At 72.0% G+C, this 20950-nt stretch carries 21 protein-coding genes; 6 read left to right on the forward strand and 15 right to left on the reverse strand.

The genetic code is table 11. The annotated features are described in order from the left end of the window. Nucleotides 1-35 precede the first annotated feature (35 nt). The 3 genes from BAY60_RS31245 to BAY60_RS31255 are packed head-to-tail and all read right to left on the reverse strand — an operon-like array spanning nt 36 to nt 2183. Entirely contained in the window at nt 36-620 is a 585-nt protein-coding gene (locus BAY60_RS31245) for a TetR/AcrR family transcriptional regulator (protein ID WP_112285004.1), read from the reverse strand. A 28-nt stretch (nt 621-648) separates the two neighbouring features. After that, nucleotides 649-1434 carry an SDR family NAD(P)-dependent oxidoreductase gene (locus tag BAY60_RS31250; protein ID WP_112285005.1) on the reverse strand — a complete coding sequence of 262 codons (786 nt, stop codon included), beginning with the start codon at nt 1432-1434 and terminating at the stop codon, nt 649-651. Further along, nucleotides 1431-2183 (reverse strand): SDR family oxidoreductase, encoded by a 753-nt coding sequence (locus BAY60_RS31255; RefSeq protein ID WP_112285006.1) that lies wholly within the window; start codon nt 2181-2183, stop codon nt 1431-1433. The genes BAY60_RS31250 and BAY60_RS31255 overlap by 4 nt, the downstream gene beginning before the upstream one ends. A 47-nt stretch (nt 2184-2230) precedes the next feature. Between BAY60_RS31255 and BAY60_RS31260 the strand changes: the two genes are divergently transcribed. After that, complete coding sequence (locus tag BAY60_RS31260) at nt 2231-2851, forward strand: TetR/AcrR family transcriptional regulator (protein WP_112285007.1); 621 nt, start codon at nt 2231-2233, stop codon at nt 2849-2851. Nucleotides 2852-2918: 67 nt separating this feature from the next. Further along, on the forward strand, nt 2919-3383 hold the full coding sequence (locus BAY60_RS31265) for a nucleoside deaminase (RefSeq protein WP_245992893.1): 465 nt from the start codon (nt 2919-2921) through the stop codon (nt 3381-3383). A 57-nt stretch (nt 3384-3440) separates the two neighbouring features. Here BAY60_RS31265 and BAY60_RS31270 read toward each other — a convergent pair whose 3' ends face one another. Then, nucleotides 3441-4667 (reverse strand): DUF222 domain-containing protein, encoded by a 1227-nt coding sequence (locus BAY60_RS31270; RefSeq protein WP_245992894.1) that lies wholly within the window; start codon nt 4665-4667, stop codon nt 3441-3443. A 353-nt stretch (nt 4668-5020) separates the two neighbouring features. Here BAY60_RS31270 and BAY60_RS31275 point away from each other — a divergent pair, with 353 nt between their 5' ends. After that, nucleotides 5021-5770 carry a class I SAM-dependent methyltransferase gene (locus BAY60_RS31275; protein WP_112285009.1) on the forward strand — a complete coding sequence of 250 codons (750 nt, stop codon included), beginning with the start codon at nt 5021-5023 and terminating at the stop codon, nt 5768-5770. Nucleotides 5771-5784: 14 nt separating this feature from the next. Here the strand turns inward: BAY60_RS31275 and BAY60_RS31280 are convergent, their stop codons facing one another. After that, nucleotides 5785-6225, reverse strand: coding sequence for a helix-turn-helix domain-containing protein (locus tag BAY60_RS31280; protein ID WP_112285010.1), 441 nt, complete (start codon nt 6223-6225; stop codon nt 5785-5787). 39 nt (nt 6226-6264) lie between these two features. Between BAY60_RS31280 and BAY60_RS31285 the strand changes: the two genes are divergently transcribed. Beyond that, a complete protein-coding gene (locus BAY60_RS31285; RefSeq protein WP_211330532.1) occupies nt 6265-6918 on the forward strand; it encodes a class I SAM-dependent methyltransferase in 654 nt (217 codons plus the stop codon). A gap of 134 nt (nt 6919-7052) precedes the next feature. Here the strand turns inward: BAY60_RS31285 and BAY60_RS31290 are convergent, their stop codons facing one another. The 9 genes from BAY60_RS31290 to BAY60_RS31330 all read right to left on the reverse strand — a co-directional run bounded on the left by BAY60_RS31290 (nt 7053) and on the right by BAY60_RS31330 (nt 18140). Then, the gene (locus tag BAY60_RS31290) at nt 7053-8168 is read right to left on the reverse strand and encodes an epoxide hydrolase family protein (protein WP_112285011.1); all 1116 of its coding nucleotides are present in this window, start codon (nt 8166-8168) and stop codon (nt 7053-7055) included. Nucleotides 8169-8298: 130 nt separating this feature from the next. After that, complete coding sequence (locus BAY60_RS31295) at nt 8299-8916, reverse strand: TetR/AcrR family transcriptional regulator (protein WP_112285012.1); 618 nt, start codon at nt 8914-8916, stop codon at nt 8299-8301. Further along, nucleotides 8913-9746 (reverse strand): SDR family oxidoreductase, encoded by an 834-nt coding sequence (locus BAY60_RS31300; RefSeq protein WP_112285013.1) that lies wholly within the window; start codon nt 9744-9746, stop codon nt 8913-8915. The genes BAY60_RS31295 and BAY60_RS31300 overlap by 4 nt, the downstream gene beginning before the upstream one ends. 13 nt (nt 9747-9759) lie before the next feature. Next, the gene (locus tag BAY60_RS31305) at nt 9760-10920 is read right to left on the reverse strand and encodes an acyl-CoA dehydrogenase family protein (RefSeq protein WP_112285014.1); all 1161 of its coding nucleotides are present in this window, start codon (nt 10918-10920) and stop codon (nt 9760-9762) included. Between the two features lies 1 nt (nt 10921). After that, nucleotides 10922-12889, reverse strand: a complete 1968-nt coding sequence (locus BAY60_RS31310) for an acetyl/propionyl/methylcrotonyl-CoA carboxylase subunit alpha (RefSeq protein WP_112285015.1) — start codon at nt 12887-12889, stop codon at nt 10922-10924. 7 nt (nt 12890-12896) lie between these two features. Then, nucleotides 12897-14504: an acyl-CoA carboxylase subunit beta gene (locus BAY60_RS31315; protein ID WP_112285016.1), complete on the reverse strand. Its 1608-nt coding sequence runs from the start codon at nt 14502-14504 to the stop codon at nt 12897-12899. Continuing rightward, nucleotides 14501-15649, reverse strand: a complete 1149-nt coding sequence (locus tag BAY60_RS31320; protein ID WP_112285017.1) for an acyl-CoA dehydrogenase family protein — start codon at nt 15647-15649, stop codon at nt 14501-14503. The genes BAY60_RS31315 and BAY60_RS31320 overlap by 4 nt, the downstream gene beginning before the upstream one ends. Continuing rightward, nucleotides 15646-17352, reverse strand: coding sequence for an acyclic terpene utilization AtuA family protein (locus BAY60_RS31325; protein WP_112285018.1), 1707 nt, complete (start codon nt 17350-17352; stop codon nt 15646-15648). Before BAY60_RS31325 ends, BAY60_RS31320 begins: the two co-directional genes overlap by 4 nt. Then, nucleotides 17349-18140 carry a TIGR03084 family metal-binding protein gene (locus tag BAY60_RS31330; RefSeq protein ID WP_112285019.1) on the reverse strand — a complete coding sequence of 264 codons (792 nt, stop codon included), beginning with the start codon at nt 18138-18140 and terminating at the stop codon, nt 17349-17351. The genes BAY60_RS31325 and BAY60_RS31330 overlap by 4 nt, the downstream gene beginning before the upstream one ends. A 145-nt stretch (nt 18141-18285) precedes the next feature. Between BAY60_RS31330 and BAY60_RS31335 the strand changes: the two genes are divergently transcribed. Both BAY60_RS31335 and BAY60_RS31340 read left to right on the forward strand, forming a co-directional pair. Beyond that, nucleotides 18286-19131, forward strand: a complete 846-nt coding sequence (locus BAY60_RS31335) for an enoyl-CoA hydratase-related protein (RefSeq protein WP_112285020.1) — start codon at nt 18286-18288, stop codon at nt 19129-19131. Nucleotides 19132-19271: 140 nt separating this feature from the next. Continuing rightward, the gene (locus tag BAY60_RS31340; RefSeq protein ID WP_211330533.1) at nt 19272-19883 is read left to right on the forward strand and encodes an acetoacetate decarboxylase family protein; all 612 of its coding nucleotides are present in this window, start codon (nt 19272-19274) and stop codon (nt 19881-19883) included. A gap of 31 nt (nt 19884-19914) precedes the next feature. On the opposite strand, the gene BAY60_RS31345 is transcribed toward BAY60_RS31340, so the two are convergent. After that, nucleotides 19915-20937, reverse strand: a complete 1023-nt coding sequence (locus BAY60_RS31345; RefSeq protein ID WP_112285021.1) for an AraC family transcriptional regulator — start codon at nt 20935-20937, stop codon at nt 19915-19917. Nucleotides 20938-20950: the final 13 nt, after the last annotated feature.

Below are 20950 nucleotides of genomic sequence, written 5' to 3' on the forward strand. Positions count from 1 at the left end.
CCCTAGGTGTGGCGGGCCGGGGCCGCCGTGCCGCGTCAGCGCAGGGAACTGAGCAGGAGGTCGGCGAAGTGGTCGCCGACCTCCTGCGCCGAGAGCCTGCCGCCCTCGCGGTACCAGTAGCCGAGGTGGTGGACGGCGCCGAAGAAGAAGTCGACCACGACCTCGGCCGGTTTGTCGGTGCGGAACTCCCCCGTCTGCTGGCCTTCCTCGATGAGCCCGCGGAACCGCTCGTGGTAGCGCCGCCGCTCGGCACGCACCGTCCGGCGTTTCTCGGGGCTGAGCTGGTGCATGGACTGCAGGAAGATCGTGGTGTCGTCGAGGTTGGCGATGGTGCTCACCACGACGTCGGCGGCGATGGCGAACAGCCGCCGTGCCACGGGCTCCTCGGTGGCCGCGAATTTCTCCAGCCGCTCGGTCTGCTCCCGCAGCACCCTGGCGTAGATCTCGTAGAGCAGGTCGTCCTTGGAGCCGAAGTAGTGATACATCGCTCCCTTGGTGACCCCGGCCGCCGCGACGATCTCCTGCACGCTGGTGCGGTCGAAGCCCTGCTCGGCGAACAGGCGGGTCGCCTCGGAGAGCAGGCGCCTCGGCACCGCGCGCGTGTCGTCCGGTCCGGTCATGCCAGGCAGGATAGGCCAGCGGGCGCGCTCATCCGCCCGCCTCGTGCTCCACCTTCCGCTGGAGCTTGTTCATGCCGCCGAGCCAGCGGTCGGTCTGCGTGGCGCGCACGGCGTAGTAGTCGGCGACCTCGGGGTGCGGCAGGATCAGGAACCGCCCGTCGCGCAGCCCGGCGAGGCACGCATCGGCGACCTGCTCGGGCTCGATGGCGGTGGCCCCCATGATGAGCTGGCCCGCCGTGCCGGTGTCGGCGAGCATCTTGGTGCGCACTCCCTGCGGGCACACGGCCTGCACGGTGATGCCCCGGTGCCGGTAGGTCGCGGACAGCCATTCGGCGAACGCGAGCGCGCCGTGCTTGCTCACCGAGTAGGGCGCGGAGCCGAGGCTGGTGAGCAGGCCCGCGGCGGACACCGTGGCGAGGAAGTGCCCGCGGCCACGGTCGAGCCACGCGGGCAGCAGTTCCCGCGCCGCCCGCACGTGGGCCATCACGTTGACCTCCCACGCGAGCGCCCAGGCCTCCTCGGCGGCGTCCGGCCCGCCGTGCGGCGCGACGCCGGCGTTGGCGCAGAACAGGTCGATCTCGCCGAGCGCCGTGCGCGCCTCGGCGACGAGTGCGCGCACGCCCTGCTCGCTCGCCACGTCCCCGGCGACGGCGGTGCCGCCGACCTCGCCGGCCACCGCGTTCGCGCCGTCGGCGTCGAGGTCGGCGACCACGACCCGCGCACCCTGCCCGGCCAGCGACCGCGCGAGCGCGGCCCCGATGCCGCGGCCGCCGCCGGTGATCACCACACCGGCGCCGTCGAGGTCGATGCTCACAGGCCGCCGCCCAGGGTCACGCCGCCATCGAGCACGAGCGTCTGGCCGGTCATCCAGCCCGCCTGTTCGGAGAGCAGGAACCCGACGGCCCCGGCGACATCGGAGGGCACGCCGAGCCGTTTCATCGGGTAGGCCGAGGCCACCTCGTCCTCGCGGTCCTCGTAGAGGGCGGTGGCGAACTTGGTCTTCACCACGGCGGGCGCCACGGCGTTGACACGGATGCCGGGCGCGAGCTCGACGGCGAGCTCGGTGGTGAGCCGGATGACCGCGGCCTTGCTGACGCCGTACATGCCGATGCCGGGCGAGGCGCGCAGCCCGGCGATGGAGGCCACGTTGACCACGGCGCCGCCGTGCTTGCCCATCCACGCGTCGCGGACCTTGCGGGTCCAGGCGAGCGGGGCCAGCACGTTGACGGCGAAGATCTTGGCGGCCGCGTCGGGCTCCACGTCCAGGATGGACCCGTACACGGGGTTGATGCCGGTGTTGTTGACCAGGAAGTCGACGCTGCCGAAGGCGTCCAGGGTGCGGGCGATCACCTCGTCCTGGTGCGCGGGGTCGTCGGCCTTGCCGGGCACACCGAGTGCGACGGCGTTGCCGCCCAGCTCCTCGACGGCCTCGGCGAGCGGGTCGGGCTTGCGGGCGGTGATGCACACCTTCGCGCCGCGTTCCACCAGCTCCTTGGCGACGCCGAGCCCGATACCCCTGCTGGCGCCTGTCACGATGGCGACGCGATCCTTGAGCGAGTTCACTGCAGCCAATCTCCAATCCGCGCTAAGCGCTCGCTTACAATCCTGGCATGACGATGTCGCTGCCGGCCGACTTGTGGCCCGATGTCCAGCCGGAAACCGCACGCAGGCTGATGCTGGCCGGGGTCGAGTCGTTCGCGCGGCGCGGCTACCACGCCACCACCACCCGGGACATCGCCACCAACGCGGGCATGAGCCCGGCGGCGCTGTACGTGCACTTCCCGTCGAAGGCCGCGCTGCTGTTCGCCATCAGCCGCAGCGGGCACGAGCAGGCGCTGGGACTGGTCGAGTCGGCCGCCGAGGAGAACGACTCGCCCGTCGAGGCGATGCGCGAGATCGTGGAGCGGTTCGTGGCCTGGCACGCCCGCAGGCACACCGTCGCGAGGGTGGTGCAGTACGAGCTGGGCGCGCTGCCCGAGACGGAGTACGAGGTGGTCGCCGGCCTGCGGCGGCGCATCGAACGGATCGTGCGCGACCTCGTGGTCACGGGTGTGGAGTCGGGCGACTTCACGGTCACCGATCCGGGCACGGCGGCCCGCGCCATCCTGTCGCTGGGCATCGACGTCGCGCGCTGGTACACCGAGCGCGCCCGGAAGTCCCCGGAGGCACTGGGCAAGGAGTATGGCGAGCTCGCGCTGCGCATGCTCGGCGCCACCTCCCATCGTCGCTGACGTCCGCGACATACTAAGCGGTCGCTCAGCCCTCGTGCCACCCCTGACGGCGGGTAAGTTGAGGGACGTGACGGACGTGACGGACGCTGCCGCCCTGCTGGCCGTGGCCAAGGAGGAGGCCCGACTCGGCGGATCGGAGGGCGGCGTGCCCATCGGCGCGGCGCTGTTCTCCGTCGACGGCGAACTGTTGGGCCGCGGCCACAACCGGCGGGTCCAGGACGGCGATCCGTCGATGCACGCCGAGACGAACGCGTTCCGCAACGCGGGACGCCGGCCGCACTACCGCGACACGATCATGGTCACGACCCTGTCGCCGTGCTGGTACTGCAGCGGCCTGGTCCGTCAGTTCGGCATCTCCGGCGTCGTGATCGGTGAGGCCACGACGTTCTCCGGCGGGCACGACTGGCTCGCCGAGCACGGTGTCGCCATCACGCTGCTCGACGACGCCGAGTGCGTCGCGATGATGCGCGATTTCATCGAGCGGCGTCCCGGCATCTGGTACGAGGACATCGGCGTTCCGGTGCGGGAGTGACCGCGAAACCGACCCTCGATGCTCGGTCGGCGCGAAGCGCCTGCGCGCCGACCCGGCTCACGGTTCGATAATCGGTTCGGGTCGGGTGGTGTGGGTTTTGCCGGCTGGTGTGGTGATGTGTAGTTCGCCGGTGTGCTCGTCGAGGTCGAAGTGCCAGCCGGGTTGGTCTTTGAGGTGGTGGTGGTGGTGGTGTTCGCAGAGGCAGCACAGGTTGCAGGCGGCGGTGCGACCGTTGTGGTGCCATTCGTGGTTGTGGTCGAGGTCGCAGTGGTGGGCGGGCCGGTGGCAGCCTGGGGCGCGGCATTCCCGGTCGCGGACCCGCGCGAAGTCGGCGAGTGCGGCGGGGGGCCGGTAGCGGGTGCGGCCGACGTCGAGCACGGCGCCGGAGGCGGGGTCGGTGGTGACCTTGCGCCAGACGCTGTGCGGGTCGGCCATGATCTGCCGCGCCAGCGGGGCCGGGATCGGGCCGTGCCCCGCCAGTTCGCACCCCCGTTCGCTGACCTGCAGCGCGGCGTCGAGGGGCACGTGCACGAACACCTGCGCCGCTGCCCGGCTGCCGGTGGCTTTGCCGAGGATCAGGTCGGCGAGCACGTCGGCCCGCAACTGGTCCAGCGTGCGGGGCTCACCGCTGGTCTTCAGTGACCGGGCGAGGGTGTCGATGCGGGTGTAGCAGGCGGAGCCGGTTTCGGCCGGCAGATACGCCCACAGCGAGCTCATCGCGTCGTCCTCGTGGGCCAGCTCTACCCGCCGCTCCCGGCGGCGCCGTGCGGCGCGTTCGGCCGCGCCGTGGGGGTCGACGGCCTGCACTGCGCGTCGGGCGGTGCGCCGGACTCCGGCCGGGTCCTTGCCGGCGACCCGGCCCGCCAGCCGCGCATCCACCTCGCGGGCGTGGGCGTCGGACAGGGGTGCGGTGACCTCGGCGATCTTGCGGGCCTTGACCGCGTCGATCTGCCCGACGTCCATCGCCGCCAGCATCGCCGGCAACCGGGTGCACAGATCCGCCGCCACCGCCACCTGGGTGTGCGCGGCCTGCCGGGACACCCCGAGTTCGGGGGCGATCTCGTCGGCCACCCACCGCGATCCCTGCCGCAGGGTGGCCAGGTGGTGGATGGCGCGGGCCTGCACCGCCTGCGCGCGGCAGATCAGCCGCTGCGCCGAGGTGATCACATCCAGGATCACCCGATCCGACATCTCCGCGATCTCGTCGTCCCGCAACCCGAAAAAGGCGCCGGAATGGCAGTCCACGGTGTCCGGATCGATCAGCCAATCAAGAACCCCAGTCACAGTAGCAGTCTACCAACAAGGTTCACGGAATGCACACCCGAAACACTTTCAAAAAGGCGCCAGAAAACGGACGCAACCCCAAAAACAAAACCCAGCCATCCCCACGCCTCCGCAGCCGTCTGTAAACCGGACCACCTGCAAGCCGGTCCGCAGCGGGATATGCGGTAGGCGCCACAGCGGAACGCAAGCCGAACAGCAAAACCCAGCCACCCCCACACCTCCGCAGCCGTCTTTAAACCGGACCACCCACAAAACCGCACCACAAAGAGACCACACAGAATGCCGCCAATAAGCGGAAACGCAACCCACCACGACCGTCTCGTGAGTCATGCGGTCATGCCAGGATCGACCCCATGACGTGGCACCAGCAGGCCCATGCCGTACCCCCTGACGCGTCCCAGGCGAGCGGTTACGACGGCATCGCCGGTGCCTATGCGGCCGAGAACGAGTCCAGTCTCCTGAACGCCTACTACGAACGGCCCGCGGCCCTGGAGCTGGCCGGGGCGGTGGCGGGTCGGCGGGTCCTCGACGCCGGCTGCGGAGCAGGCCCGCTGTTCGCGGCACTCCGCGACCGGGGCGCCGTCGTGACCGGCATCGACGCCAGCGCCGGGATGCTGGAGCAGGCCCGGCGGCGGCTCGGCGCCGACGCGGACCTGCGGCATACCGATCTGGCCGGACCGCTGCCCTTCCCCGACGACTCGTTCGACGATGTCGTGGCGTCCCTGGTGCTGCACTACCTGCGGGACTGGGGACCGACGCTCGCCGAGCTGCGGCGCGTGCTGAGGACCGGCGGGAGGCTCATCGCCTCGGTCAACCACCCCATGGCGATCAACCTCATCCATCGCCAGAGCGGGCCACGCCCCGACTACTTCAAGACCTACAGCTGGACCGAGGACTGGGCCATGGGTGGCCGGGCCGCGCGGCTGACGTTCTGGCACCGGCCCCTGCACGCGATGACCGACGCCTTCACTGCGGCCGGGTTCCGGCTCGCGGCCCTCAGCGAACCCCGGCCCGTCCCGGCGGCAGCCGAGCGGTTCCCCGATGACGTCCACCTGCTCGACACGTTCCCGAGCTTCCCGTTCTTCGTCCTCGAGGCCGGCTGATCGCCGTACCCCGCTCAGCGAGAGTGGAACCGGGAGTGCACCTCGTCGAGGGACGCTCCGGCGAGCCGCGCGGCGAGCAGGTTGCCGAAGGTGGGGCAGTCGTGGACGTCCTCGTAGGGGCAGGCGAGGCCGTGGGCGATCGCGGTGCGTGCCGCCTGGGCCTGGGCGATGCGCCGGTCGAGTTCGGCGAGCTTGCGTTCCTGCAGCTCGCGCCATTCCTTGGCGCCCGAGGAACGGGCGGCGAGGAGTTCGCGGATCTCGCGCAGCGTGAAGCCCACGTCGCGCAGGACGAGGATCTCGCCCACCAGGGCGACGGCCGAAGGCGGGTAGCGTCGCTGACCCGCCGCGCGGTCGGGCGCCGGTAACAGACCGAGGTCCTCCCAGTAGCGCAGGGCGGAGGTGGCCACGCCCGCGCGGCGCGCCAGCTCACCGATCGTCCACTGCTCCGTCGTCATCTTGACTTCAAGCGTACTTGAAGCCGTTCACTCGGGATCATGACGACAACGAACGAGCCCCTCAAGCAACGCGTGCTCAGCGGCATGGTGCGGCAGTTCGGGCATCCGCGAGGCCTCGGCGGGCGGATGGCCGGCTGGCTCATGGCGCATCGCCCCTCCAACCGGCAGCGCAACCGCTGGGCGGTGTCCCTGCTGGAACCGGGTCCCGCGGACCGCGTGCTCGAGATCGGCTTCGGCCCGGGCGTCGCCGTCGCCGAGTTCGCCCGCCGCATTCCCCAGGGTCGCGTCTACGGGATCGACCACTCCGCGCTCATGGTCCGCAGGGCGAGCCGCCGCAACCGTGCCGCGGTCCGCGCCGGGCGCGTGCGACTCGTCCAGGCCTCCGTGGACCGGCTCCCGCACGTCGATGGGCCGCTCGACGCCATCCTGTCGGTGAACTCGCTGTGGTTCTGGCCGGACCCGGCACAACGGCTCGGCGACCTGCGGGGCCTGCTGCGGCCCGGCGGGCGGATCGCACTCGTCAGCCAACCGCGCCGCCCCGGTGCGAACCGCGACACGACCGACGAGGCCGCCCGCCAGCTGCGCGACCTGCTCGCCGATGCGGGCTTCGCACACCTGCGCGTCGAGATACTCGACCTCGATCCCCCGGTCGCCTGCGTTCTGGGTACCAACCCCGCGGAGGGACCGCGCTGACCTCAGGATGCGGCAGCCGTCGCCGCCACCGTCGGTTCGAGAATCCGTGCCCACTGGGATGATCTGGATGCGTCGCGATGATGCGCAGTGTTCATCGAGCGGCGCTCGTACATCTGGTACGAGGACATCGGCGTTCAGCGCAGCGTGCGGGCGAAGGCGCGGATGTCGGCGGCGAGCAGGTCCGGCTGTTCGAGGGCGGCGAAGTGCCCTCCCCGGGGCATGCGGGTGTAGCGAGTGAGGTGGTAACCGCGTTCGGCCCAGCTGCGGGGTGGTTGCACGAGGTCGGCGGGAAACACCGCCAGAGCCGTGGGGACGGTGACGGAGACCGGGCCAGGTGGGAAGGCCCTGTGCTCCCAGTACGGACGGAATGACGGCGCGATGGCGCCGGTGAACCAGTACAGGCTGGTCTGCGTCAGGATGAGGTCGTCGCTCAAGCCCGGTGCACCGTCTTCGTGGTCGGTCCACGCGTGGTACTTCTCCAGCAGCCATCCCAGGAGCCCAGCGGGCGAGTCGTTGAGCGCGTAGGCGGCCGACAGTGGCCGCGTGCGCTGGAGGTGCTCGTAACCGCCTTCCTCGGCGTGCCATCGCGCGGTTTGCGCGACGTAGGCTCGTTCCTGCTCCGTCAGACCGTCCTGGCGCTCCGGATCGGCAACGGCGAGCACGTGGATGCCCAGCACCGCGTCGGGGTGGGCCGCGGCGAGCCGGGTGCTGACACCGGCGCCGAGGTCCCCGCCATGGGCGAGGTAGCGGGGGAAGCCGAGCTGGGTCATCAGCCGGTGCCACAGTTCGTGCGTCGCCAGGGCAGGCAGGTCGGGCCACTGCGGGGTGAAGGGAAAGCCCGGCAGGGAGGGCACGATCACCGTGAACGCCGTCGCTCCCACCGCGCCGTACTCGGAAGGGCGCGCCAGCCGTTTCGCGAGTCCGACGTGCTCCAGAAACGTGCTCGGCCAGCCGTGCGTCAGCACGATCGGCGCCGCGTCCGCGGCCTCACCATCGAAGCGGAGGTAGTGCACCGGCACCCCCGCGACCGTCTCGAAGCGGGACGGCAGGGCGTTGATCATCGCTTCCTGCGCCCGCCAGTCGAAGCCATCCGCCCAGTACTCGACGAGGCGGCGCAGCTCGCCGCCATCGGTGCCCGCACCCCATCCGCTCAGCGGCCACCGCGCCGGCCACCGGGTAGCCCGCAGCCTGGCACGGAGCTGCTCCAGGTCCTCGTCGGCGACCTGGATGACGGAGCGCGTCGATGGCATGACGACCAGGCTAGTCGTCGCGGGACAGGAGCCAGGGATGTCCGGACACGGACGGTTCATGGTGGTCAGCGAGGCCGCGGCTTCCAGCAGGCCAGGATCGATCTGGCGGTCCCACACCCGCGGCGTCGGCTCAGGACGCCGCCGAGTCGGCCGTCGCCGCCACCGTCGGTTCGAGAATCCGTGCCCACTGGCGGATGATCTGGTTGCGCCGCCTGGTGTCGTCGGTGAGCAGGTTCGCCAGGCCGAGGCCGCGCGCGAGGTCGAGCGTGGCCTGCACGGTCTCGCGCACGCCCGGCTGGGCCTCGTCGGCGCCGAGCAGTTCCAGCGCCACCCGGTGCGCCTCGCGGCCGACGCGCGCCTCCAGTGGCACCAGCACCTCGCGCAGCGCCTCGTCGGTCGACGCCGCGACCCACAGGTGCAGTGCGGCGCGGAACTTGGGGCCGGTGAACAGGTTCAGCAGCATCTCCGCCACCGGCCCGGCCCGCGACGGCCCCTGCGGCAGCGCGGCCGCGCGTTGCCGCAGCTCGGTGATCTGCTCCTCGCCGAGGAAGGCAACGGCGGCGACCACCAGATCCTCGCGGGTCGGGAAATGATGCTGCGCGGCCCCGCGCGACACCCCGGCCCGCTCGGCGATCACGCTCACCGTCGTGCCGTGCCAGCCGCGCTCGGCAAGGCACTCCACGGCGGCGTCGATGAGCCGCCGCCGCGTCGTGCGGCTGCGCTCCTGCTGCGGTTCCCTGGTCGTCAAGCCGGATCAACCCAGAAGTCGAGCTGCAGGTCCTCTTCCCTGTCCCCGATCCGGTACTGCGACAGGTCCGTGACGCCCTCGGCGGCCAGCACCTCGTCGTCGATGAAGAACCGTCCCGTCGCCTCGCGGCTCGGCTTGGTCAGGATCGCGTACGCGGCGTCGGCCATGATCTCCGGGGTGCGCGACCGGCTGGTGAGCTGTTCACCCACCACGTTGCGGATCGCCGCCGTGTCGATCGTGGTGCGCGGCCACAGCGAGTTGACCGCGACACCGTCCTCCCGCAGCTCCGCCGCGAGGCCCACGGTCACCAGGCTCATCGAGTACTTCGCGATGCTGTAGGCGAGGTGACCGGCCTGGAACCACTTCTCCTCGAGCCGGATCGGCGGCGACAGCGTGAGGACGTGCGGGTTGGCCGACTGGCGCAGGTGCGGGATCGCGGTGCGCGACAGCAGGAACGACCCGCGCGCGTTGATGTCCTGCATCAGGTCGTAGCGCTTCATCGGAATGTGCTCCGACGGCGTCAGGTCGATGGCGCTGGCGTTGTTCACCACGATGTCGAGGCCGCCGAACTGCTCGACGGTGCGCGCCACCGCCGCCTCGACGGCCTCGTCGTCGCGGATGTCGCCGACGATCGGCAGCGCCTTGCCGCCCGCCTCCTCGATGGCCCTGGCGGCCGTGTGGATCGTGCCGGGCAGCTTGGGGTGCGGCTCGGTGGTCTTGGCGATGAGCGCCACGTTGGCGCCGTCGCGCGCCGCGCGCACGGCGATCGCCTCGCCGATGCCCCGGCTGCCGCCGGACATGATCAGGGTCTTGCCCGCGAGTGTGCTCATGAAAAGCTCCGTTCTAGTACGACTTGGGCAGTCCGAGACTGTGCTGCGCCACGAAGTTCAGCACCATCTCACGGCTCACGGGAGCGATCCTGCCCACACGTACCGCGCCGAGCAGCGTGCCCAGGCCGTACTCCGAAGCGAGCCCGTTGCCGCCGTGCACCTGTACCGCCTGGTCGACGGCGCGGATGGCGACCTCGGCGCCCGCGTACTTGGCCATGTTGGCGGCCTCCCCGGCGCCGAAGTCGTCGCCGCCGTCGTAGAGGGAGGCGGCCTTCTGCGTCATCAGCTTGGCCAGCTCCAGCTCGATCTTCACCTGCGCCAGCGGGTGCGCGAGCCCCTGGTGCGAGCCGATGGGCGCGCCGAACACGCTGCGCTCCTTCGCGTAGGCCACGCCCTTGTCCAGCGCGTAGCGCGCGATGCCGACGGAGAACGACGCGCCCATGATCCGTTCCGGGTTCAGCCCGGCGAACAGCTGGGCGATGGCGGCATCCTCGGAGCCGACCAGGGCGTCGCCGGGCAGGCGCACGTCGTCGAGGAACAGCGAGAACTGGTTGTCCGCCGACACGAGATCCATCGGGATGCGCTGGTACTCGAACCCGGGCGCGTCCGTGGGCACGATGTAGAGCGCGGGCTTGAGCCTGCCGGTCCTGGCGTCCTCGGTGCGCCCGACGATGAGCACAGCGTCGGCCTCGTCGACGCCGGAGATGAACACCTTCCGTCCGTTGAGGATCCAGTCGCCACCGTCGCGTTTGGCCGTGGTGGTGATGCGGTGCGAGTTGGACCCGGCGTCGGGCTCGGTGATGCCGAAGGCCATGCGCACGCTGCCGTCGGCGAACCCGGGCAGCCACCGCCGCTTCTGCTCGTCGGTGCCGAACCGCGCGATCACCGTGGCGCAGATGGCCGGGGACACCACCATCAGCAGCATCGGCGTGCCCGCCGCGCAGAACTCCTCGCACACGGCCGCCAGGTCGCCGATCCCGGCGCCCCCGCCGCCGTACTCCTCGGGCACGGCGACGCCGAGGTAGCCGAGCCTGCCGGCCTCGTCCCACAGCTCGGTCGTGTGCCCGCCGCCGCGGGCCTTCTCCTGGTAGTACTCGTGGCCGTAGCCGCGGGCCAGCTCGCCGACGGCCTTGCGCAGCGCCAGCCGTTCCTCGGACTCCGTGAACGACGTCATCTCACTCCCCTTCGCCCTGCACGACGGCGAGCACCGCGCCGTGCTCCACCTGCTGACCCACCGTCACCGGCAGGTCGGTGACCACACCGTCGGCCGGGGCCACGATCCGGTGTTCCATCTTCATCGCCTCCAGCCACAGCAGCGGCTCACCCGCGCGCACGGCGGCGCCCTGCTCCACGGCGACCCGCACGACGGTGCCGGGCATCGGCGCCAGCAGCGAGCCCGCGGCCACCTCGGACTCCGGGTCGGTGAACCTCGGCTCCGGCTCCAGGCTCACCGGGCCGAGCGGCGAGTCCACCGCCACCAGCCCCGGGTAGCGGCCCACGTCGAACGTCCTGCGGACGCCGCCGACCTCCAGCACCACCCGCTCCGGGGTCGCCTCCACCAGCACCACGTCGTCGAAGCCCTCGGCGTGCAGGCCGTCGCGGCCGAGCCGGTAGGCGATCTCGTGCCGCTCGCCCGCCACCACGTAAGCCTTGCGCTGCGGCGCCGACACCACGTTGCGCCAGCCGCTCGGCAGCCCGCCCAGCACACGTGCCGCACGCCGGTTCTCCGCCGCGTCGGCCAGCGCCGCCGCCAGCGCCGAGAGCCGCACCGCCCGCTCGTCGGCGAGCGGGGTGGCGAGGGTGCCGAGCCCGTGCCGGTCGAAGAACGCCGTATCGGTCTCGCCTGCCAGGAACGCCGGATGCCGCAGGACGTTCACCAGCAGGTCGCGGTTGGTGACCAGGCCGTGGATGTGCGCCCGGGCCAGCGCGCCCGCGAGGCTGCGCGCGGCCGCCGCGCGGGTCGGCGCCCAGGCGATCACCTTGGCCAGCATCGGGTCGTAGTGCACGCCCACCACCGACCCGTCGGCGACGCCGCTGTCCAGCCGGAGCCCGGAGGCCACGCCGGGCCGCACGGCGAACTCGGCCGTCACGCCCGGCACGGCGAAGCGGTGCACAGGGCCGCTCTGCGGCTGCCAGTCCTGCGCCGGGTCCTCGGCGTAGAGCCGGACCTCGATGGCGTGCCCGCCGCGCTGCGGAGGCTCGTCGGGCAGCCGCTCGCCCTCGGCGATGCGCACCTGCCAGTCCACGAGATCGAGCCCCGTGGTGCACTCGGTGACCGGGTGCTCCACCTGCAGGCGCGTGTTCATCTCCAGGAAGAAGAACTCGCCGTCGTCGCGGGCGAGGAACTCGACCGTGCCCGCGCCGACGTAGTCGATCGCCTTGGCCGCCTTGCGGGCGGCGTCGAACAGCCGCTCCCGCATGGGCTCGTCCACCAGCGGCGAGGGCGCCTCCTCGACCACCTTCTGGTGCCGCCGCTGGATGGAGCACTCGCGCTCCCCCACCGCCCACACCGCGCCGTGGCCGTCGGCGAGCACCTGCACCTCGATGTGCCTGCCGGTCTCCAGGTAGCGCTCGCAGAACACCGTCGGGTCGCCGAACGCCGAGGCGGCCTCGGCGCGGGCGCTCTCCACGGCCTCGGCCAGCCCGCCGAGGTCCCGCACGATGCGCATGCCCCGCCCCCCGCCACCGGCCGAGGCCTTGACCAGCACCGGCAGGTCGGCCTCGGTGACGCGTTCGGGGTCCAGTTCGGCGAGCACCGGCACACCGGCCTCGGCCATGAGGCGTTTCGACTCGACCTTCGAGCCCATCGTCTCGATGGCCTCCGGCGAGGGACCCACCCAGGTGAGCCCGGCGTCGAGCACGGCGCGGGCGAACCCGGCGTTCTCGGCGAGGAAGCCGTAGCCGGGGTGCACGGCGTCGGCACCCGCGTCGAGGGCGGCCCGCACGAGCAGGCCGGCACGCAGGTAGGTGTCGGAGGGACTGTCGCCGGGCAGCCGGATGGCCGCGTCGGCGGCCAGTGCGTGCGGCGCGCGTGCGTCGGCGTCGGAGTGCACGGCCACGGTGCCGATTCCGGCGTCGCGGCAGGAACGGAAGATCCGCAGGGCGATCTCCCCGCGGTTGGCGACGAGCAGGTTCGAGATCATCAGCGAGTCACATCCGGAAGACGCCGAAGCCGGTGCCGTCGAACTGGGCACCCTGGACGGGGTTGTTGTGAATGGCGGACAGGCACAGCCCGAGCACGGTACGGGTGTCGCGCGGGTCGATCACGCCGTCGTCGTAGAGCCTTCCGGAGAGGAACATCGGCAGCGACTCGGCCTCCACCTGCGACTCCACGGCGGCCCGCATCGCCGCGTCCCCGTCCTCGTCGTAGGCCTGGCCGCGTGCCTCACTCGCCGCCCTGGCCACAATGGACAGCACACCCGCGAGCTGCTGCGGCCCCATCACCGCCGACTTGGCGCTGGGCCAGGCGAACAGGAACCGCGGATCGTAGGCACGGCCGCACATGCCGTAGTGGCCCGCCCCGTAGGAGGCGCCGATGAGCACCGAGATGTGCGGCACTTTGCTGTTGGACACGGCGTTGATCATCATCGCGCCGTGCTTGATGATCCCGCCCTGCTCGTAGTCCCTGCCCACCATGTAGCCGGTGGTGTTGTGCAGGAACAGCAGCGGCGTGTTCGTCTGGTTGGCCAGCTGGATGAACTGCGCCGCCTTCTGCGACTCCTCGCTGAACAGGATGCCGCGCGCGTTGGCGAGGACTCCCAGCGGGTAGCCGTGCACGCGCGCCCAGCCGGTGACCAGACTGTCGCCGTAGAGCGGCTTGAACTCGTCGAACTCGGAGCCGTCGACGATCCGCGCCAGCACCTCGCGCGGGTCGAACGGGACTTTGAGCCCCTCGGGCACGATGCCGAGCAGTTCCTCGGCGTCGTACCGTGGCGGCGTCACGGGTGCGGGCTCGGGCCCCTGCTTGCGCCAGTTGAGCCTGCCGACGATGCCGCGCCCGATCCGGATGGCGTCGGGCTCGTCGCGGGCGAGGTAGTCGGCGAGGCCGGACGTGCGGGCGTGCATCTCGGCGCCGCCCAGCGACTCGTCGTCGGACTCCTCGCCGGTGGCCATCTTCACCAGCGGCGGCCCGCCCAGGAACACCTTGGACCGCTCCTGGATCATCACCACGTGGTCCGACATGCCCGGCACGTACGCGCCACCCGCGGTGGAGTTGCCGAAGACGAGGGCGATGGTCGGGATGCCCGCGGCGGACAGCCGCGTGAGGTCGCGGAACAGCCGCCCGCCGGGGATGAAGATCTCCTTCTGGGTCGGCAGGTCGGCGCCTCCCGACTCCACCAGGTTGATCACGGGAAGCCGGTTCTCCAGCGCGATGTCGGCGGCACGGAAGATCTTGCGCGTCGTCCACGGATTGCTCGACCCGCCACGCACGGTCGGGTCGTTGCCGATGATCATGCACTCGACGCCGGAGACCACGCCGATCCCGGCGACGACGCTGGCGCCGACGTGGAAGTCGCTGCCCCACCCGGCCAGCGGCGACAGCTCCAGAAACGGCGCGTCCTCGTCCAGCAGCAACTCGATCCGCTCGCGCACGAGCAGCTTGCCGCGCTTGCGGTGGCGGGCGACGTACTTCTCTCCGCCACCCTCGACGGCCTTCGCGTGCTCTGCCTCCAGCTCCGCCAGCTTGCCGAGCATGGCCTCGCGGTACGCGGCGTAGTCCTCGCCCGCCGTGTCCAAACGCGACCGCAACATCGTCACGACGTGTACCCCAATCGTTTCGCCGCCAGTCCGGCCAGGATCTCGTTCGTGCCACCGCCGATGCCGAGGATGCGCATGTCCCGGTAGTGGCGTTCCACCTCGGACTCGGCCATGTACCCGAGCCCGCCGTGCAGCTGCACGGCCTCGTTGACCACCCACTCGCCGGTCTCGACAGCGGTGTTCTTGGCGAAGCAGGCCTCGGCGATGACTTCCTCGCCCGCCACGTGCCGCAGCGCGACCTGCCGCACGTAGGTGCGCGCCACGTCCACCCGCCGCGCCATCTCGACGAGCTTGTGCTGCACCAGCTGGCGGGAGATGAGCGGCCTGCCGAACGTCTCGCGCAGGCGGCACCACTCGACGGTGAGGTCGAGCGCACGCTGCGCGGTGGCGTAGGCCTGCACGGCCAGCGAGAGCCGTTCGGTGACGAACTGGGTGGCCACCTGGGCGAACCCGCTGTTCTCCGCGCCCACCAGGTTCTCGGCGGGCACGCGGACGTCGGCATACGACAGTTCCGCGGTGTCCGAGCAGTGCCAGCCCATCTTGTCCAGCTTGCGGGTCACCGTGAACCCGGGCGTGCCGCGCTCCACCACCAGCAGCGACAGCCCGTGCGCGCCCGGCTCGCCGGTGCGCACCACGGTGGTGACGAAGTCGGCACGGCAGCCGGAGGTGATGAAGGTCTTCGCGCCGTTGACGACGTAGTGGTCTCCCTCGCGGCGGGCCGTGGTCCGCACGGACGCGACGTCGGAGCCGCCGTCGGGCTCGGTGACGGCCAGCGAGCCGATCAGCTCCCCGGCGAGCGTGGGGCGGACCCAGCGGTCGATCTGCCGCGCGTCACCGGCCTCGGCGATGTGGGGCACCGCGATGCCGCACGTGAACAGCGAGGCGATGAGCCCGCCGGAGCCGCCCGCGTAGTGGATCTCCTCGGTGACGGTCAGCGCGTCGAGGTAGTCGCCGCCCCCGCCGCCGACGTGCTCGGGAAACGCGACGCCGAGCAGCCCGGTCTCGCCAGCCTTGCGGTGCAGGTCCCTGGGCAGCTCGCCCGCGCGTTCCCAGCCGTCCAGATGCGGCAGCACCTCGGCTTCGACGAACCGGCGCACGGTCTTGCGCAGCGCGAGCCGCTCCGGGGTGGCGAACGGGTCGGTCACAGCAGCACCTCCGGGATGTCGACCTGCCTGCTGCGCAGCCACTCGCCGAGCGCCTTGGCCTGCGGGTCGAACCGCGCCTGGGACGACACGCCCTCGCCGAGCAGGCCGTCCACGACGAAGTTCACGGCGCGCAGGTTGGGCAGCAGGTACCGGCGCACGGGCAGCTCCGCGGTCTCCGGCAGCAGCGTGCGCAGCTCGGCGGTGGTGAGGGTGTGCGCGAGCCAGCGCCACGCCTCGTCGGTGCGCGCCCACACGCCGACGTTGGCGCTGCCGCCCTTGTCCCCGCTGCGCGCCCCGGCGACGAGGCCCAGCGGTGCGCGCCGGGCAGGCCCCTGCGGCAGCGGCTCGGGCAGTGCCGGATCGTCGACGTCGGACAGCGCGCGGATCTCGGTCGCGGCCGCGATGTCCACGCGCGTGCCGTCCGGAAGCACCGCCACGTGCGGCACCTCGCGGGCGTCGACGTAGGCGTCGGTGTAGACGCCGTACGGCGAGGCGTCCGACGGCGGTGCGGTGACGTGGAAGCCCGGGTAGCTGGCCAGCGCCAGTTCGATGGCCGCACCGCTGAACGCGCGCCCGGCCACCTTCGGGTCGGCGTCCTTGACGGCGCAGTGCAGCAGGGCACTCGCCGCCTCCTCGGTGTCGGCGTCGGCGTGGTCGGTGCGGCCGAGCGTCCAGCGCACCTCCGCGGGCGGGTTGGCCTTCAGCGCCGTCTCCAGCTGCTCGCGGACGAGCGCGGCCTTGGCGTCGATGTCGAGGCCGGTGAGCACGAAGGTGACCTCGTTGCGGAACCCGCCGAGGCGGTTGAGGCACACCTTGAGCGTCGGCGGTGGCGGCTCGCCGCGCACGCCGCTCAGCCGCACCCGGTCGGGGCCGTCCTGGGCCAGTTCGATCGTGTCGAACCGGGCGGTGACGTCGGGGCCGGGGTAGCGGGCGCCCGCGATCTCGTACAGCAGCTGGGCGGTGACCGTGCCGACGGTGACGGCGCCGCCGGTGCCGTCGTGCTTGGTGATGACGCTCGAGCCGTCGGCGGCGATCTCGGCGATCGGGAAGCCCGGCGTGCCGATCGCGTGCTCGGTGAAGAAAGCGTAGTTGCCGCCGGTGGCCTGCGCACCGCATTCGATGACGTGCCCGGCGGCGACGGCGCCCGCGAGCGCGTCGTAGTCGTCGCGGGCCCAGCCGAAGTGCGCGGCGGCGGGCCCGACGATCACCGAGGCGTCGGTGACGCGGCCGGTGACCACCACGTCGGCGCCCGCACGCAGGCATTCGGCGATGCCCCACGCGCCGAGGTAGGCGTTGGCGGTGAGCGGGCTGCCCAGGTTCAGCTCTCCGGCGCGCGGCAGCAGGTCGTCGCCCTCGACGTGGGCGATGGTGACGTCGAGGCCGAGCCGGTCCGCCAGCTCCCGCAGCGCGTCGGCGAGGCCGGCGGGATTGAGCCCGCCCGCGTTGGCGACGATCGTGACGCCGTTGTCCTTGGCCAGCCCGAGGTTCTCCTCCAGCTGGCGCAGGAACGTCTTGGCGTAGCCGCGCGAGGGGTCCTTCATCCGGTCGCGGCCGAGGATCAGCATGGTCAGCTCGGCGAGGTAGTCGCCGGTGAGCACGTCCAGCGGCCCGCCGGTGAGCATCTCGCGCATGGCGGAGAACCGGTCGCCGTAGAAGCCGGAGCAGTTGCCGACGCGCAGTCCTGCGGTGGGCGCCCCCGTCATGTGAACTGCCCCGCCTTCCTGCCCGTGCCGGGCGGGCCTGCGAAGGCCTGCGCGATGCCGAGCCACTCGCGGGCCTGCTCGCCGGTGGCCTCGACGTCGGTGTCGTCCGGGTGGCGGCGCTGGGTGACCACGAGGCAGAAGCCGAGTGCGCTGCCGGTGACGCGCTGCGCGGCGTCGGCGGGGCCGAACGTCCAGGTGTCGCCGTCCGGCGCGGTCAGCTCGACCCGGAACTCCTCGGTGGGCGGGGCGAGCGAGCGGAGCTGGAAGGCGAAGTCGCGGGTCCGGACGCCGAAGCGCGCGATGTGCCACAACCGCCGCGTGGGCGGGCGGGTGAGCCCGAGGGCGTCGGCGATGTCCTGGCCGTGGGCCCAGGTCTCCATCATCCGCGCCGTGGCCATGGACGCGGCGCTCATCGGCGGGCCGTACCACGGCAGCTTCTCGCCGGCCGGCACCGCGGCGAGCGCGGCCCGCAGCTCGGCCCTGCCGTCCCGCCAGCGCTGGAGCAGCCGGGCGGGCGGTGTGGCGGCGAGCTCGGCGGCGCCGTCGTCGACATAGTTCTCCCCCGCGGCGAGCGCGCGTTTGAGTTCGGCGCCGAAGTCGTCCGGGGTGCGTGCGGCGAGCAGGGCCTTGTCGTCGGTCCACGCGAGGTGGGCGATCTGGTGCGCGATCGTCCAGCCCTCGGCGGGCGTCGGCGTCGACCACCGTTCGTCAGGCAGGTCGACCACGAGCGCGTCGACCTCCCCGCTCTCCGCGTCCAAATCGTCCAGGACCGCGTTCAGATCCGCCACACCAGCACCTCCTCGAGCCTGCCCGCAGCCTCGCACCGGCCCGCCGAAAAATCAAGCACGCTTGATTGTTTCGTGCTTGTTGGCGCGTTGCCAGTAACCCTGTGGTGCAATACCGTGAGGTCAACGACGACACCGGGAGACCCTTGTGGCCGAGCACGCCGAGTACACCGAGATCACGTACCGGACCGCCGACCGGATCGCGACGGTCGCGCTCAACCGGCCGCACGCCCGCAACGGCTACACCGTGCGCATGGCCGACGAACTGGCCGACGCGCTCGGCCGCGCCGACGCCGACGACGACGTGCGCGTCGTGGTGCTCACCGGCGAGGGCACGGACTTCTCCGTCGGTGCCGACCTGTCGCAGGGCGGCTTCGACTTCGACTCCACCGAGCCCGGCACGCAGTGGCAGGAACCGGCCGGCCGGGTCTCCAAGCGCGTGTTCACGATGAACAAGCCGGTGATCGCCGCCATCCGCGGCGCGGCCATCGGCGGTGGCATCACCATCACGCTGTCGGCCGACTACCGGCTCGCCGCCACCGACGCGCGGTTCGGCTTCGTGTTCGTCCGGCGCGGCATCTACCCCGAGGGCGCCTCCGCGTGGTTTCTGCCCAAGCTGGTCGGCCTCGGCCGCGCGATGGACTGGATGATCAGCGGGCGCGTGTTCGACGCCGAGGAGGCGCACGCGGCCGGACTCGTGCAGAGCGTCCACGAGCCGGAGCGGCTGCTCGACGCCGCCTACGAACTCGCCGCCGACCTCGCCGCCAACACCGCGCCGGTGTCGGTGGCCGTGACCCGCCAGCTGCTGTACCGCATGTCCAACATGGACTCCCCCTTCCCGGTGCACGAGGTGGACTCGCAGCTCATCGCCAGCATCGCCACCAACCCGGACTCGGTGGAGGGCGTGCTGTCGTTCCTGCAGAAGCGCCCACCCGAGTTCCGGCTCCGGGTCGGCTCCGACCTGCCCGCCTTCCTCCCGTGGAAGGAGGACTGAGCCGTGGCCACCCCCGCTTCCGAGCCCACGGGCCCCTCGGGTACCTGGTGGGTACCCACGGTGCCCTTCGGCTCGCCGCCGGGCGGCCTCCGGCGCGCCTTCACGACTCGGCACACCAGCTCGAAAGAGGACTGACGATCATGTCCGGTTACCCGCCACAGCCCTGGAACCTCGCAGGCGACGCCTACCTGTCGGTGTGGACGGTGCCGCGGGCCTCGTTGCCCCGCGTGCCCACGGTCGTGCGGCCGGTCACGCTGCGCGGCCACGCGATCGTGGTGACCGCCTGGATCGACTACACCGAGCCCGGCGAGCTGTCCTACCACGAGCTGCTGTCCACCGTGGCCGTGCACGGCGGCCGCACGCCGACCGGCACCATCACCGAGATCTGGGTGGACAGCGAGGTCTCGCTCGCCGGTGGCCGCGAGCTGTGGGGCATCCCCAAGGAGCTGGCGACACTGGAGTTCTCCGGCGGCAAGGCCTTCACCGCCTCCGCCAGCGCCGGCGACGACTGGATCGCCACCGCGGCCTTCTCCCCCAGGATCGGCCCTCCGGTGGGCCCGCCCGCGGCGTTCGCGATCGCCCAGTCGATGAGCGGCACGCCGCTGGTCACCCCGGTGCGTTCGACCGGAAGGCCGATGCTGGCCTCGGCGAGCTGGAACGTCAACCCGAACGGTCCGCTCGGCTACCTCGCCGACCGGCGTCCCCTGTTCTCGGCACACCTCAAGGACTTCCGCCTGCGCTTCGGCTCCTGACCCCGGGCGTGCTGGCACACCCGCGCCGCTGTCACGCGCTGCGCGTGCTCGCGACGTAGGCTCGCGGGCTCATGCCCTTCCACCGGGTGAAGGCGTGGATGAAGCTGGACGCCTCGCCGTAGCCCAGCCGGTAGGCGATCTGCTCCACCGACAGCCCCCGCGTGGCCAGCAGGTCCTCCGCGTAGGCCTCCCGCACCTCGTCGACCAGCGCGCGGAACGTGGTGCCCTCGGCGGCGAGCCTGCGCCGCAGGGTGCGTACCGTCATCGCCAGCCCGGCCGCCACCTCGTCCATCCCGGTCCGCAGCCCGTCGGCGGCCAGCAGCCGGTCGCGCACCTGCCGCGCGATCCCCGTGCGCTCCCGGCGCCGGGCCAGCAGCTCGCGGCACTGGCGCTCGCAGAGCGCGGCCGTGTGCTCGTTGGCCTGCGGCATCGGCTGGTCCAGCAGCCGGGCGGCGAAGCTGACCCTCGTGTGCGGCGCGCCGAACTCCGGATCGAGGCCGAGCACCTGCCGAAACGGTGTGGCGTCGGCGGGCTCGGGCAGCCGCAGCGCCACGCCCCGCGCGCGCAGCGGCGTGCCCACCTGCTCGCGGATCAGCGTGCAGATGGCCGCGATGTCCCTCGCGAGCAGGAACGCGCGCACGTCGGAGGGCACGCTCTCGTCGTGGCAGTGCAGGTGCGCGTTCTCGCCCTCGACCCGCAGCTCCGGCACGCAGAACACGTAGGTCAGCTCGATGTAGCGCAGCGCCAGCTCCATGGCGTCGCGCACGGTGCGGCTGCTGGTGACCGCGTAGCCCCAGATGCCGTAGGACGTCGCGTGGTAGCGCTGCCCCGCGGCGAGGCCGAGCTCGGCCTCGCCCGCGCCGCTCGCGCGCAGCACGTTGCGCGCGACGGCCAGCTCCTGGTGCGCCTCCACCTGCGCGAGGGGGTTGTGCAGCGTGGCGGCGTCGAGGCCCGTACCGGCCAGCACCTCCTGCTCGGGGATTCCCCGCTCGACGGCGAAGCGGGCCAGCAGGGCCGCGCTCGCGACCCCGCGCGGGAAGTCCCAGTCGGCCACGGCTCGCACACTC

It is taken from the genome of Prauserella muralis (assembly GCF_003202285.1).
Classification (GTDB): Bacteria; Actinomycetota; Actinomycetes; order Mycobacteriales; family Pseudonocardiaceae; genus Prauserella_B; species Prauserella_B muralis.

Bases quoted from the DNA above. Each gene is read 5' to 3' on its own strand.
- BAY60_RS31245 (WP_112285004.1), bottom strand. From the start codon at position 620: ATGACCGGACCGGACGACACGCGCGCGGTGCCGAGGCGCCTGCTCTCC.
- BAY60_RS31260 (WP_112285007.1), top strand. From the start codon at position 2,231: ATGACGATGTCGCTGCCGGCCGACTTGTGGCCCGATGTCCAGCCGGAA.
- BAY60_RS31275 (WP_112285009.1), top strand. From the start codon at position 5,021: ATGACGTGGCACCAGCAGGCCCATGCCGTACCCCCTGACGCGTCCCAG.
- BAY60_RS31280 (WP_112285010.1), bottom strand. From the start codon at position 6,225: ATGACGACGGAGCAGTGGACGATCGGTGAGCTGGCGCGCCGCGCGGGC.
- BAY60_RS31285 (WP_211330532.1), top strand. From the start codon at position 6,265: ATGACGACAACGAACGAGCCCCTCAAGCAACGCGTGCTCAGCGGCATG.
- BAY60_RS31290 (WP_112285011.1), bottom strand. From the start codon at position 8,168: ATGCCATCGACGCGCTCCGTCATCCAGGTCGCCGACGAGGACCTGGAG.
- BAY60_RS31300 (WP_112285013.1), bottom strand. From the start codon at position 9,746: ATGAGCACACTCGCGGGCAAGACCCTGATCATGTCCGGCGGCAGCCGG.
- BAY60_RS31305 (WP_112285014.1), bottom strand. From the start codon at position 10,920: ATGACGTCGTTCACGGAGTCCGAGGAACGGCTGGCGCTGCGCAAGGCC.
- BAY60_RS31310 (WP_112285015.1), bottom strand. From the start codon at position 12,889: ATGATCTCGAACCTGCTCGTCGCCAACCGCGGGGAGATCGCCCTGCGG.
- BAY60_RS31325 (WP_112285018.1), bottom strand. From the start codon at position 17,352: ATGACGGGGGCGCCCACCGCAGGACTGCGCGTCGGCAACTGCTCCGGC.
- BAY60_RS31340 (WP_211330533.1), top strand. From the start codon at position 19,272: ATGTCCGGTTACCCGCCACAGCCCTGGAACCTCGCAGGCGACGCCTAC.